Source organism: Agrobacterium sp. DKPNP3, from assembly GCF_052686535.1.
This window is the reverse complement of the sequence record NZ_JBQYSN010000064.1, coordinates 17,088-30,019: the sequence shown is the minus strand read 5'-3', so window position 1 is coordinate 30,019 and position 12,932 is coordinate 17,088. Positions and strand designations below refer to the sequence as shown.

15 protein-coding genes are annotated in these 12,932 nt (G+C 59.1%); 5 read left to right on the top strand and 10 right to left on the bottom strand.

Annotation, left to right across the window (positions count from 1 at the left end; translation table 11 throughout):
- A partial coding sequence (ispF, locus tag ACUTJJ_RS17135; RefSeq protein WP_445542879.1) for a 2-C-methyl-D-erythritol 2,4-cyclodiphosphate synthase occupies positions 1-746 on the top strand: 746 nt, incomplete at its 5' end.
- A complete protein-coding gene (locus ACUTJJ_RS17130) occupies positions 743-1,252 on the top strand; it encodes a CinA family protein (RefSeq protein ID WP_445542878.1) in 510 nt (169 codons plus the stop codon). The genes ispF and ACUTJJ_RS17130, both read left to right, overlap by 4 nt.
- Here the strand turns inward: ACUTJJ_RS17130 and ACUTJJ_RS17125 are convergent.
- Together ACUTJJ_RS17125 and ACUTJJ_RS17120 are read right to left on the bottom strand one after the other, a co-directional pair.
- A complete protein-coding gene (locus ACUTJJ_RS17125; RefSeq protein ID WP_445542877.1) occupies positions 1,234-1,686 on the bottom strand; it encodes a type II toxin-antitoxin system RatA family toxin in 453 nt (150 codons plus the stop codon). The two genes, ACUTJJ_RS17130 and ACUTJJ_RS17125, sit on opposite strands and share 19 nt — an antisense overlap.
- A 9-nt stretch (positions 1,687-1,695) precedes the next feature.
- On the bottom strand, positions 1,696-2,265 hold the full coding sequence (locus ACUTJJ_RS17120) for an AAA family ATPase (protein WP_445542876.1): 570 nt from the start codon (positions 2,263-2,265) through the stop codon (positions 1,696-1,698).
- Positions 2,266-2,503: 238 nt separating this feature from the next.
- On the opposite strand from ACUTJJ_RS17120, the gene ACUTJJ_RS17115 reads away from it, so the two are divergent.
- The 3 genes from ACUTJJ_RS17115 (at position 2,504) to ACUTJJ_RS17105 (ending at position 4,563) form a co-directional block, all read left to right on the top strand.
- Positions 2,504-2,680: a hypothetical protein gene (locus tag ACUTJJ_RS17115; protein WP_172801604.1), complete on the top strand. Its 177-nt coding sequence runs from the start codon at positions 2,504-2,506 to the stop codon at positions 2,678-2,680.
- Positions 2,681-2,805: 125 nt separating this feature from the next.
- Positions 2,806-3,540: an AraC family transcriptional regulator gene (locus ACUTJJ_RS17110; protein WP_445542875.1), complete on the top strand. Its 735-nt coding sequence runs from the start codon at positions 2,806-2,808 to the stop codon at positions 3,538-3,540.
- 93 nt (positions 3,541-3,633) lie between these two features.
- Positions 3,634-4,563 carry a DMT family transporter gene (locus tag ACUTJJ_RS17105; protein WP_445542874.1) on the top strand — a complete coding sequence of 310 codons (930 nt, stop codon included), beginning with the start codon at positions 3,634-3,636 and terminating at the stop codon, positions 4,561-4,563.
- 181 nt (positions 4,564-4,744) lie between these two features.
- Here the strand turns inward: ACUTJJ_RS17105 and lipA are convergent, their stop codons facing one another.
- The 8 genes from lipA to ACUTJJ_RS17065 all read right to left on the bottom strand — a co-directional run bounded on the left by lipA (position 4,745) and on the right by ACUTJJ_RS17065 (position 12,665).
- Positions 4,745-5,716: a lipoyl synthase gene (gene lipA / locus ACUTJJ_RS17100; protein WP_063949027.1), complete on the bottom strand. Its 972-nt coding sequence runs from the start codon at positions 5,714-5,716 to the stop codon at positions 4,745-4,747.
- A 102-nt stretch (positions 5,717-5,818) separates the two neighbouring features.
- Entirely contained in the window at positions 5,819-6,067 is a 249-nt protein-coding gene (locus ACUTJJ_RS17095) for a GlsB/YeaQ/YmgE family stress response membrane protein (RefSeq protein ID WP_063949028.1), read from the bottom strand.
- A gap of 96 nt (positions 6,068-6,163) precedes the next feature.
- Positions 6,164-7,609, bottom strand: a complete 1,446-nt coding sequence (gene lpdA / locus ACUTJJ_RS17090) for a dihydrolipoyl dehydrogenase (RefSeq protein ID WP_445542873.1) — start codon at positions 7,607-7,609, stop codon at positions 6,164-6,166.
- A 57-nt stretch (positions 7,610-7,666) separates the two neighbouring features.
- Entirely contained in the window at positions 7,667-8,311 is a 645-nt protein-coding gene (locus ACUTJJ_RS17085; protein WP_209088511.1) for an SGNH/GDSL hydrolase family protein, read from the bottom strand.
- A 12-nt stretch (positions 8,312-8,323) separates the two neighbouring features.
- The gene (locus tag ACUTJJ_RS17080; RefSeq protein ID WP_445542872.1) at positions 8,324-9,697 is read right to left on the bottom strand and encodes a pyruvate dehydrogenase complex dihydrolipoamide acetyltransferase; all 1,374 of its coding nucleotides are present in this window, start codon (positions 9,695-9,697) and stop codon (positions 8,324-8,326) included.
- Between the two features lie 14 nt (positions 9,698-9,711).
- Positions 9,712-11,133: a pyruvate dehydrogenase complex E1 component subunit beta gene (locus ACUTJJ_RS17075; protein WP_445542871.1), complete on the bottom strand. Its 1,422-nt coding sequence runs from the start codon at positions 11,131-11,133 to the stop codon at positions 9,712-9,714.
- A gap of 17 nt (positions 11,134-11,150) precedes the next feature.
- Positions 11,151-12,194, bottom strand: a complete 1,044-nt coding sequence (gene pdhA / locus ACUTJJ_RS17070; protein ID WP_445542870.1) for a pyruvate dehydrogenase (acetyl-transferring) E1 component subunit alpha — start codon at positions 12,192-12,194, stop codon at positions 11,151-11,153.
- A gap of 153 nt (positions 12,195-12,347) precedes the next feature.
- Positions 12,348-12,665, bottom strand: coding sequence for an FtsB family cell division protein (locus tag ACUTJJ_RS17065; protein WP_004441601.1), 318 nt, complete (start codon positions 12,663-12,665; stop codon positions 12,348-12,350).
- Between the last annotated feature and the right edge of the window lie 267 nt (positions 12,666-12,932).

The window sequence follows — 12,932 nt, the reverse complement described above, 5'->3', positions numbered from 1 at the left end:
ACGGACACGCCGTGGAGACGGTGTCCCGGCAGGGGCTTTATGCGGCGCAGACACCGCAGAGTTTCGCTTATCGCGACATCCTGGCCGCCCATCGCGCCGCTGCTGCTTCCGGCAAAACGGACTTCACCGACGATGCATCGATTGCCGAATGGGCTGGCATCCCTGTGATGTTGACCGACGGGTCGGTCGATAATGTCAAACTTACACTCAAGCGGGATATCACCATGGCCGATGAAAAGCTTTCTCTCGGATTGCCGGACGTTCGCACCGGCAATGGCTACGACGTGCACCAGCTGGAGGCCGGAGATGGCGTGACCCTATGCGGCGTCTTCATCGAACATAATCAGAGACTGAAAGGCCATTCCGATGCCGACGTGGCGCTGCATGCGTTGACGGATGCACTGCTTGCCACCTGCGGCGCCGGCGACATCGGCGATCACTTCCCGCCCTCCGATCCGCAATGGAAGGGGGCCGCCTCGCGCATTTTCCTCGAACATGCGGCCAAGGTGGTGCGGGACAATGGCGGCACGATCATGAATGCCGATGTCTCACTGATCGCTGAAGCACCGCGGATCGGGCCGCATCGGCAGGCCATGCGGGAAGCGCTTTCCGACATGCTCGGCATCGCGCTGGAGCGCTGCTCGGTAAAAGCGACAACCAATGAGACGATCGGCTTTGTTGGCCGCCGCGAGGGCATCGCAGCGATCGCCACGGCCACGGTCGTGTACAAAGGCAGACCGTTGTGAGCCTCTTTCCGGCAGAGATTGAGGACATCGCGCAGCGGATCATCGCGGACTTCAGTGCCAGCGGCTTCATGGTAGCGACGGCGGAAAGCTGCACGGGCGGCTTGATCGCCGGTGCTCTGACGGACATTGCCGGTTCTTCCGCCGTCGTTGATCGTGGGTTCGTCACCTATACCAACGAGGCGAAGATGGACATGCTCGGTGTGCTTCCTGAAACACTGAGGGTTTTCGGTGCGGTGTCGCGAGAGACCGCGCTGCAGATGGTCCACGGCGCACTGTTTCGGTCGCGGGCCGATTTTGCGGTGGCTGTCACTGGTATCGCCGGTCCAGGCGGCGGATCCGTCGATAAGCCCGTTGGTCTGGTTCACCTTGCCGCCCAGTCCCGCCGCGGGACGATCCTGCACCGTGAGATGCGGTACGGCGACATCGGCCGCACGGCTGTCAGGCTGGCAACGGTCAGAACCGCGCTTGAAATGCTGACCGAGATCAATCAGGCCGTGTCAGCATAAATCTTATCGGCACGTGCTTCGAAGGCTTCGGCAAACATACGGAAGGCGCGGTCGAACATGGAGCCCATGACCGCGCCGAGCAGCCGGTTCTTGAATTCGTAATCGATGAAGAAATGCACCGTCGAGCCGTTTTCCGTCGCCTCGAATCGCCAGCGATTGTCGAGATACCGGAACGGGCCGTCGATATATTTCACGTCGATCGCGCGTTCTGCGGGGTTTAGCAGAACCTGTGTGGTAAAGGTCTCGCGAAACGCCTTGTACCCGACCGTCATATCGGCCACCAGTAGCTCTTTGCCATCCCTCTCCTTGCGGGAGCGGACGGTGAGAGCCTCGCATAGGGGCAGGAATTGCGGGTATTTCTCCACATCCGCCACGAGGTCGTACATGCGGTCTGGAGAATGTTTGACAAAACGATGCGTTTCAAACTTGGGCATGAGCGGCAGTTAATCCTCGATATGCAGAAGATCAAGGAGGCGACGCGTCTGTTTTCTGCTTTTCACCTGCCAGATTGGCACATCAGGCCCATAAAGATCGAAGTTTCTCTCAAAGATCGGTGCGTGACGCCTCTCGAAATTCCAGATGTAGCGGAGAAATGCGCCGTCGAGCCTTTCCGGGCAACCGTCGGCCATCTCGGGTCTGGCTTTGCCAAATCCCTTGATGATTCGACTGATTGCGCCCCAGAGGCAAAGCCAGCGCGGCATACGGACCCAGATGACGATATCAGTTCGGGGCAAACGCAGATCAAATGACGACGGATTGCTTCCGTCCATCAGCCACCGTTCGCGGGAAACGATGCGGGCTATGATCTGACGCTGTTCGGGCCGAGGGCGGGCTTGCCAACCGGGAAGCCAGAAAATCTCCCGGTCCATCGAGATGTATTCAAAGCCGAAACGCTGTACAAGCTTGCGCGAAAGCGTTGATTTGCCGCCGCCAGAACAGCCGACGACCATGATGCGCTGCGCCTTGGCGATGATTCCGGCGGCTTCTTCGGCAGCATCAAGGTAGTTCGGCATTGTCCGTGACCTCATCCGCGTGTTCAACAGTTACCGCCGCGCAATCCGGTACCATGACGGCGGCGCATGGCGGTTACGGAAAATTGACTATTGCAACCCCTCGCCTGGGATTGCTATTTAATTGCGACTAATATTACACCCATTGGATGCAAACGCGCCGGGCCCTCCCAATTTCCCCGCGCCTCTTCATCTCTGGGTACAGACCCACAAACAACGCTTTGAGCCACTGAGTGAGCCGATGGACGATTTTTCCAGTATCATCAACCTTCTCGAATCCGCCAAACAACTGGCATCGATGAACGAAATGCCCATGCTTGCCTATCTGATCGACGTCGCAAAATGCGAGGCGAGAGAAAACAAGCCGGTTCTGCGCAAGCGCAAGCGTGGCGAGTCGACCGCCAAGGAAGATGTTTGATCGTTAGGGCCGTTATGGCCGACTGACAAAGGCGGCTGGCACTTACTTCAGGGCGATGTCATAATCAGATGCTGAAGGGCCGCTTTCCGAGGCGGCCATTTCTTTGCACCATGGAATATCGTGTGATGACAGGCGCATCGGCCCACATCAGAAGTTACCGGCAGGAAAGGCCCGACGAGCGACACGGCTTCGTGCAGATCGTTCTTCCGGTTCGCGGCCGTCTGTGGATCGATGTCGCTGGCCGGCAGGAGGAACTGTCTTGCGCACGCGGGGTCTTCATTCACTCCGGAACGTCCCATGCGCAACGTGAGACGGCGGGCAACCGTTCGCTGGTGGTCGAGCTCGATGAACATAGGATTTCCGAACGGGCCCTCGAAAAGCTATCGCACAATCCATTCCTCGATGTTGCCTCGGATACACGGCATTTGATCGACTTTATGCGCGGGGTCATCGGCTTAGACGGATGTCGCGACGATGTCGTCGGGCTTTGGGCACCCCTGCTCATCGACAGTCTTGCCGGAGAAAAAACCGGGATACGCGCGCGCTTGAACAGCCTGGCTGCGCTGGTGGAAGCAGAACCTTTCTCTCCATGGACGATCGATCGATTGGCGACCTGCGTATCGATCAGCGAAAGTCGCCTTCATGCCTTGTTTATCGAGGAGTTCGGGCTTTCGCCTCACCGCTGGCTGGCCGGGCTTCGCATGCGCAAAGTTTGCGCCCTGTTGCAAAACCCGAGCCTTACAATCGCTGAAATTGCGCTCCGCGCCGGGTTTTCAGACCAGACGGCTTTGACCCGCGCGATGCGCCATATCGTTGGCGAAACACCGGCTGCCTATCGTCGCAGCCGCGGTATCCATTGAACCGGCGGCCGTAGGCATCAGGAGTTTTTGTCAAGACAGCCTGTGACGGCTGTGGCACACCGCAGGCTGATGGCAATGCGGATGTGGCAGGACATGAACAGGACAGGTCTCGGTGTTTTTTACGGCATGCTGGCAGGGGCTATGTGGGGCGGCATCTTTCTCGCCCCCAAACTCGTGCCCGATTTTTCAGCCCTGCAACTGTCAACGGCGCGATACCTGACCTACGGGCTGATTTCGCTTGCCATTATCGGGCCGCGCATGAGGCAGGTTTCAGCCAGCTTCGGCAAACAGGAGTGGATAGCGCTCGCCTGGCTGAGCATGATCGGCAATATCGTCTACTACGTCTTCATCTCGACTGCCGTTAAACTGAGCGGCGTTGCCTTTACCTCCATCATCATCGGCTTCCTGCCTGTTGCCGTGACCATCATCGGCAGTCGCGACCATGGCGCCGTTTCGCTACGCCGGCTCTGGCCGTCGCTTCTATTTGGCGCCATCGGCATTGTCGGCATTTCGTGGCAATCGCTCATGCAGAGCGACGGTGGTTTGGACGTCTCCCGTGTCGTCGGCCTCATCTGCGCGCTCGGCGCGCTGGCCTCCTGGACAGCCTTTGCCGTCGGTAACGCGCGTTGGCTTTCGAGACTGAAGGACGTCAGCGCCGACGACTGGAACATGATGACCGGTGTTGTGACTGGCGCACTGGCGCTAGCCCTTGCCATTCCTGCCTTCGCATTCGGGTCAGGAACCCACGACGCAGCAGACTGGCTTCATTTCGCCGCCATCGCCGCCGGGCTGGGTTTCACGGCGTCCATCCTCGGTAACGCCTTTTGGAACCGCATGAGCCGCATGCTCCCGCTGACCATGGTCGGGCAGATGATCCTGTTCGAAACCCTGTTTGCGCTGCTCTATGGGTTTCTGTGGGAAGGGCGCGGGCCGACATCGATCGAAGCCATCGCAATCTGCGCCGTCGTGCTGAGCGTTGCCCTGTGCATGCGCGCGCATCGGCCGGAAAAGCTCATGGCGTGAGTGATCAGGATAGCTTCAGTTTCCGCCTTAACGGCCTTCAGCCATTATCCAGCAAGCCAAAGTCTATGGGCTCAAAAGCCTTGCCGCCGCTCCGACGCGCGTCGGCGAAATTCCGTCTTAAGGCCGGAATGATAGAGTGACAGACGCACCATGGACGCGAAACTGCCCTACCTGAGCTTGCTTACTCCGCAGCCACCAGCAGCTTCTTTTCGCGGGCCGCGCGCAGGCGCTCGAAATCGTCACCGGCATGGTGGGAAGAACGGGTCAGCGGGCTGGAAGAGACCATCAGGAAGCCCTTGGTATAGGCCACCGTCTCGTACGACTTGAACTCCTCGGGCGTGACGTAAGCCTCAACCTTGTGGTGTTTGCGGGTCGGCTGCAGATATTGGCCGATGGTCAGGAAGTCCACGTCGGCGCTGCGCAGATCATCCATCAGCTGCAGCACTTCATTGCGCTCTTCACCGAGGCCAACCATGATACCAGACTTGGTGAACATGGTTGGATCGAGTTCCTTTACCCGTTGCAACAGGCGCACGGAGTGGAAGTACCGCGCACCCGGACGAACCGTGAGGTAATTGCCCGGAACGGTTTCCATATTGTGGTTGAAGACGTCAGGTTTGGCGGCGACGACACGCTCCAGAGCGCCGGGCTTCTTCAGGAAGTCTGGCGTGAGGATTTCGATGGTCGTCGTCGGAGACGCGGCGCGGATCGCCCAGATGACCTTTTCGAAATGTTCAGCGCCGCCATCCGCAAGATCGTCACGGTCGACAGAGGTGATGACGACGTGGGAAAGGCCCATCTGCTTGACGGCCTTGGCGACGTTCTCAGGCTCGTTCATATCGAGGGGATTGGGCTTGCCGGTCGCGACATTGCAGAAGGCGCAGGCACGGGTGCAAATCTCACCCATGATCATGAAGGTCGCGTGTTTCTTGTCCCAGCATTCGCCGATATTTGGACAGCCGGCTTCCTCGCACACGGTCACCAGCTTGTGGCTGCGCACCAGCTCGCGTGTCTCGTGGTAACCCTTCGAGGTCGGCGCCTTGACGCGGATCCATTCGGGCTTGCGCATCACCTCGGTATCGGGCTTGTGCGCCTTTTCCGGGTGGCGGATACGCTTTTCGTCGGATGACGTCCTGTCGAGAATAGTGACCATAAAAACCTGCTTCCACCGCCCTTGGCGATCCAGACATCTTTGGTGCGATGCTTTAGAACAATTCCAGAAAAAGCGTAAGCCCCTTCCGGTCACGAAGCCTTGTCAGCGCCGCACGAGCTTTGCCATGAACAGCAACAGGCTTGCGCCGAGAAACGAGGTGACGAAATAACCGAGCCTGCTATCCTGTACGAAGACATCGAAGGTTCGCAGCACCGCAACGGCCACCACCGAACCGACAATGCCAAGCACGATGTTCATGAAAATACCGAAGCGCATATCCATGAGCTTGCCCGCAAGCCAGCCGGCGAGACCGCCGATGATGATTGCTGCAATCCAGCCTACACTTTCCATTCCCACGCTCCCTGAAACAACAGCCCCGCCTTAAGGCTTCATCGAGACATATGGGACACCCGGCATGGTTAGACAATGCCGGGCATCACGGGGCACTTATGCGTTCAGCACACGGCCATAGGCGTCGAGCACGCTTTCCTTCATCGACTCGGAAATGGTCGGATGCGGGAAGATCGTGTGCATCAGGTCTTCTTCGGTCGTCTCCAGATTCATGGCGACCACGAAGCCCTGGATGAGTTCGGTGACTTCCGCGCCCACCATATGTGCGCCGAGCAGCTCGCCGGTCTTCTTGTCGAAGATGGTCTTGACCATGCCCTGGTCTTCGCCGAGCGCGACAGCCTTGCCGTTTGCCGCAAAGGAGAAGCGGCCAACGCGGATGTCGCGGCCCTGTTCCTTGGCCTTGGATTCAGTGAGACCGACAGAAGCGACCTGCGGATTGCAATAGGTGCAGCCCGGAATCTTCAGCTTGTCCATGGGATGCACATTCGGTAGACCGGCGATCTTTTCGACGCAGATGACAGCCTCGTGCTCAGCTTTGTGGGCGAGCAGCGGCGGACCCGCGACATCGCCGATGGCGTAGATGCCGGGCACGTTGGTCTTGCCGTAACCGTCGATGACGATGAAGCCGCGATCGGTCTTCACGCCAGCAGCCTCAAGGCCGATGCCCTCGATGTTGGCAACGACGCCGACGGCGGAGATCATCCGATCTGCGGTGATCTTCTCGGAAGAACCGTCCTTCTTCTCCAGCGTCGCGGTGATGGAGTTCGCGCCCTTCTCCACCTTGGAAACCTTGGTTTCCAGATGGATCTTCATGCCCTGCTTCTCGAGCTGCTTTTTGGCGAAGGCAGAGATTTCGGCGTCTTCGACCGGCATGACCTGACTCATGATTTCAACCACGGTCACGTCGACGCCCATGGTACGGTAGAAGCTGGCGAATTCGATGCCGATGGCGCCCGAACCCATGACGAGCAGCGACTTCGGCATTTCTTCCGGCTTCATCGCCTCGAAATAGGTCCAGATTAGCTTGCCATCGGGCTCGATGCCTGGCAGCGCGCGCGGGCGGGCGCCCGTTGCGACGATGATGTGCTTGGCAGTGTAAGTGCCCTCGCCCAGCGTGTTTTTCGGCACGGGCCCCTGCGGCTGAACCACCGGCTTGGTGGATTTGCCGACGACGATCTCGCCCGGCTTGGTGATCTTGGCTTCACCCCAGATGATATCGACCTTGTTCTTCTTGAACAGGAAACCGACGCCATTGTTCATGCGGGCTGCAATGCCGCGCGAGCGCGCCACGATTGCCTTGACGTCCGGCTTGATCGAGCCTTCCAGCGTCAGGCCATAATCCTTGGCGTGGGTGGCGGTGTGCATGACATCGGCGGTGCGCAGCAAAGCCTTGGTGGGAATGCAGCCCCAGTTGGAGCAGATGCCGGCCAGATGCTCACGCTCCACGACGGCAACCTTCATGCCGAGCTGGGCTGCGCGGATCGCGGCAATGTAGCCGCCCGGTCCCGAACCGATGATGATGACGTCATATGATTGAGCCATTGGAAATCCTGCCTTGTCCTATCGGGTCGCGAGCAGCGCCACGACCGGGAATTGTTCTTAAAGTCCGAGCATCATGCGGACGACGGGCTCCAGCCCTCGTCCGATGGCCCGCGTATTTTCAGCATCGAGATGGACACCATCCACCGGCGTCGTGCGCGCCACGGAACCCGCATCGAAAAAGCCGCAATCGAGCTCGTCGGCCAGATCCCGGTAAACGGAGGCCAGCATCGCCGATTCATCGATCGCATCGCGAAAGATCGCGCCCATAAACGGATTGGCCGTCTCGCACAGCGGCGGCGGCGCGACGATCAGCACGTCAGGCGCCTCCCAGTCCGGGACTTGCCAGATGTGGTTGCGCGTGAGTTTCACCAGCCGTTCGACACCCTTCATGGCGACAATTGCCGATCCATGGATCGATGGTTTCAGGTCGTTGGTGCCGAGCATGATAATCACCAGATCAAGCGGCGCATGGCTGTGCAGCAACGTCGGAAGAATCCGCGCGCCGTTGCGGTCGCAATCGGCGGTGTTATCGTCATAAGCGGTAGTGCGACCGCCCAGCCCTTCGTGGATCACATGCACATCAGGACCGAGCGCCTTCTGCAAGACGCTCGGCCAAAGATCGTCATGGCTGTGCCGGCCACCCGTTTCCGCATTTGATCCCCAGGTAAGAGAATCGCCAAAGCAGAGGACCGACTTCACCATCTCACTCTCCGATCAAACCAGCATGCCCATCGGGTTTTCGATGTAGCGCTTGAAGGCGCCGATCAGTTCGGCTCCGAGCGCGCCATCGACACAGCGGTGGTCGGTGGAGAGCGTGACCGTCATGACATTGGCGATCTTGATCTCGCCATTCTTGACGACAGCGCGTTCTTCACCCGCGCCGACGGCCAGGATGGTGGCATGTGGCGGGTTGATGACAGCCGAGAAGCTTTTTACGCCCATCATGCCCATGTTGGACACGGCGGTCGTGCCGCCCTGATATTCCTCAGGCTTCAGCTTGCGTTCTTTCGCGCGCTTGCCGTAGTCCTTCATCTCGTTGGAGATGGTGGAGAGCGACTTCTGCTCAGCCTTGCGGATGATCGGCGTGATCAGGCCACCGGGAATGGACACGGCAACGCCGACATCCGAATGCTTGTGCTTGACCATGGCGCTTTCCGTCCAGGAGACGTTGGCGTCAGGCACGTCACGAAGCGCCAGCGCCAGCGCCTTGATGACCATGTCGTTGACCGACAGCTTGTAGGCCGGCTTGCCGTCCTTTTCGGGGGCAGCGGCGTTGAGCTGAGCGCGCAGCGCCAGAAGCGTATCCAGCTCGCAATCCACGGAAACGTAGAAATGCGGAACCGTCTGCTTGGATTCGACCAGACGCTTGGCGATGACCTTGCGCATGCCGTCATGCGGCACAAGCTCGTAGGAGCCTTCTTCGAACAGCTTGAGAACGGCCTCGTCCGACTGGCCCTTGGCAAGCGCCGGAGCCAGTGTGCCTGCGGATGGAGCAGCGGCATTTGGCGCAGCCTTCGCACCGCCGGAGGCGGCAGCCTTTTCGACGTCGGTCTTGACGATACGGCCATGCGGGCCGGAACCGGAAACGCCCGACAGGTCAAGACCGGCTTCCTTGGCAAGACGGCGCGCAAGCGGCGACGCGAAGATGCGCTCGCCAGACTTGGAAACCGGCGCTGGCGTAGACGAAGCAGCAGGCTGGTCGGCAACCGGCTTTTCCGCCTTTGCCGGGGCAGCCTCTTCCTTCGGCGCTTCCGCCTTGACGGCATCCTGCTTGGGAGCTTCCGCCTTTGCCTCAGCCTTGGCAGGAGCGGCATCGCCGCCCTTTGCCGCCTCGGCCACATCCTCGCCATCGGCGGCGAGGATTGCGATGAGAGCGTTGACCTTCACGGCCTCCGTTCCAGCCGGCACGACCAGTTTGGCAACGGTGCCTTCGTCCACGGCTTCCACTTCCATGGTCGCCTTGTCGGTCTCGATCTCGGCGATCACGTCACCGGGAGCGACCTTGTCGCCTTCCTTGACCAGCCACTTGGCCAGATTGCCCTCTTCCATCGTCGGAGAAAGGGCAGGCATGGTGATATTGATAGGCATCGAAACGCCTCCCCTTACTTGTAGCAGACGGTTTTGACGGCCTGGACGACTTCATCGACATTCGGAAGCGCCAGCTTCTCCAGATTGGCCGCGTAAGGCATCGGAACGTCCTTGCCGGCAATCGTCAGGATTGGCGCGTCGAGATTATCGAAAGCAGCGCGCTGGACCTGGTTGGAGATGAAGTCACCGACCGATGACTGCGGGAAACCTTCTTCGACAGTAACGAGACGGCCGGTCTTCTTCACCGATTCGATAACGGTCGGCAGGTCCATCGGACGGATGGTGCGCAGGTCGATCAATTCGACGTCGATGCCGAGTTTTTCCAGTTCCGCAACAGCCTTGACGGCATAGGTCATGCCGATACCGAAGGAAACGATGGTTGCATCCTTGCCCTTGCGATGAATGCGCGCCTTACCGATCGGCAACACGAAATCATCGAGCTTCGGCACTTCGAAGCTCTGGCCATAGAGAATTTCGTTCTCGAGGAAGATGACCGGGTTCGGATCGCGGATAGCTGCCTTCAAAAGACCCTTCGCATCGGCAGCCGTATAGGGCATGACGACCTTGAGGCCCGGAATATGGCTGTACCATGCGGCGTAACATTGGGAGTGCTGGGCCGCAACGCGGGCAGCAGCACCCGAAGGACCACGGAACACCATCGGCGCGCCCATCTGGCCGCCCGACATGTAAAGGGTCTTGGCCGCCGAGTTGACGATCTGGTCTATCGCCTGCATGGCGAAGTTGAAGGTCATGAATTCGACGATCGGCTTCAGGCCGGTCATGGCTGCACCGACGCCGATGCCGGCAAAGCCGTGTTCGGTGATCGGGGTGTCGATGACGCGGCGCTCGCCGAATTCCTGCAGCAGGCCCTGGGTAATCTTGTAGGCGCCCTGATATTCGGCGACCTCTTCACCCATGATGAAGACTTTTTCATCGGCGCGCATTTCTTCAGCCATGGCGTCACGCAGCGCTTCACGCACCGTCGTCGTCACCATTTCGGTGCCTTCCGGAATGTCCGGGTCGGCGGCAACGTCGATCTTGGGTGCTGCCGGAACCTTCGCGGCTTCCTTGGAAGCGCTCGGCTCTTCGGTGGCTTCGCGGGTTTTGCCGCCGGCGGCATCAGAACCCGAGTTGGCTGCTTCGGCCTTCGGTTCTTCCTTCTTGGCAGCGGACGAGATGTCGTCGGCGCTTTCGCCTTCCTGGATGAGCACGGCGATCGGGGTGTTGACCTTGACGCCTTCGGTGCCGGCATCGATCAGCAGTTTGCCGATGACGCCTTCATCCACGGCTTCCACTTCCATGGTCGCCTTGTCGGTTTCGATCTCCGCGATCACGTCGCCGGAGGTGACCTTGTCGCCTTCCTTTTTAAGCCATTTGGAAAGCGTACCTTCCTCCATGGTCGGGGAAAGGGCGGGCATAAGAATTTCTACAGGCATGGGTTTCCCTTTCCCGATCAGAGCAGAATGTCGGTGTAGAGCTCGGATGCATCCGGCTCGGGGTCGTTCTGGGCGAAGTCGGCGCTGTCGGCAACGATTTCACGGACATCCTTATCGATGGCCTTCAATTCGTCTTCGCTGGCCCAGCCCTGCTCCAGAAGGCGTGCCTTCACCTGCTCGATCGGATCATGTTCCGAACGCATCTTCTGCACTTCATCCTTGGAACGGTACTTCGCCGGGTCGGACATGGAGTGACCGCGGTAACGGTAGGTCAGCATTTCGAGAATGATCGGACCCTTGCCGGAACGGCAATGTTCCAGCGCCTGATCGGCTGCGGCCTTGACGGCGCGCACATCCATGCCATCCACCTGGATACCGGGGATGCCGAAGGACTGGCCGCGCAGCGAATAGTTCGACTGTGCGGTTGCGCGGGCGGTCGAGGTGCCCATGGCGTAACGGTTGTTTTCGACGATATAGATGATCGGCAACTTCCAGAGAGCGGCCATGTTGAAGCTCTCGTAGACCTGACCCTGGTTCGCCGCGCCGTCACCGAAGTAGGTTACGGAGACGTTGTCGTTGCCGCGATAGCGGTTGGCGAATGCGAGGCCGGTGCCGAGCGAGACCTGTGCGCCGACGATGCCGTGACCGCCATAAAAATGCTTCTCTTTCGAGAACATGTGCATGGAGCCGCCCTTGCCTTTCGACAGGCCGCCCTTGCGGCCGGTCAGTTCGGCCATGACGCCACGGGCGCTCATGCCGCAGGCGAGCATGTGACCGTGGTCGCGATAGGCGGTGATGACCTGATCACCTTCCTTCTGCGCCATCTGCATGCCGACGACGACAGCTTCCTGACCGATGTAGAGGTGACAGAAACCACCGATGAAGCCCATGCCATAGAGCTGGCCGGCCTTTTCTTCGAAACGGCGGATCAGCAGCATTTCACGATAGGCGTGAAGCTCTTCTTCCTTCGAGAAGTCCGGGCTGTTCTTGCCGGTGAATTCGGTTGCGGACTTTGCCGTTGTCTTCCGGCCGGATACGGTCGCTGATTTTCGCGGCGCCATTCATCCCTCCCTGAGTTGCCGTTTGAATGGATAGAGTGGCGCGTACCATATGCAAGAAAGCGCCATGCAGCAATGCTATAAACGCATGGCACATATTCACGCTAAGATGCTGTGAATAAATCAAAAATGTTGAATTAACCGAATTTCGGTTAATCAGAAATATGTGTTCATGATGACGATTTCGTCCGTTCGGGACATGTTCAGCTGGTACCGGGAAATCTCGTCGATCATGTCCCGTTCGAGCGAACCGTCACTCAACAGCTCCACTTGACGCTCCAGCGCCACGCGCGCCTGCGTCAGCTTTGCAAGCTCCGCCGTCCGGGTAATACGCTGCCGCTCCAGCCGCTCGGTTGCCTGAAGGCCGAAATCGCCATGGATCGAATGATAGCCGAAATAGGAAAGAAAAGCGATGGTAATGGCTGGAACGATCAGCCGACCGAATCGTCTCTTTTTATGATGCCTGGTCCACATGCCGGAGAGATGCCTCAAAACGCGTAACGTGAGTCTGAGACTAGAGCGGATTGTTTAACTATCCGTTGACCTTAAATTATGAGCGGCAATTGGACATGAAAAAAGCCCGCCGGAAGGCGGGCTGGAATGGCAACGACGTTAAGAGAACGCTCGTCATGCCGGACTTGATCCGGCATCCAGCCCCAGCGCGTCTGCGCTGTGAGAAGAGTCTTTCGCGATCAAAGACTTGATCGCGCTGGACCCCGCATCAAGTCCGTGCGGACTATA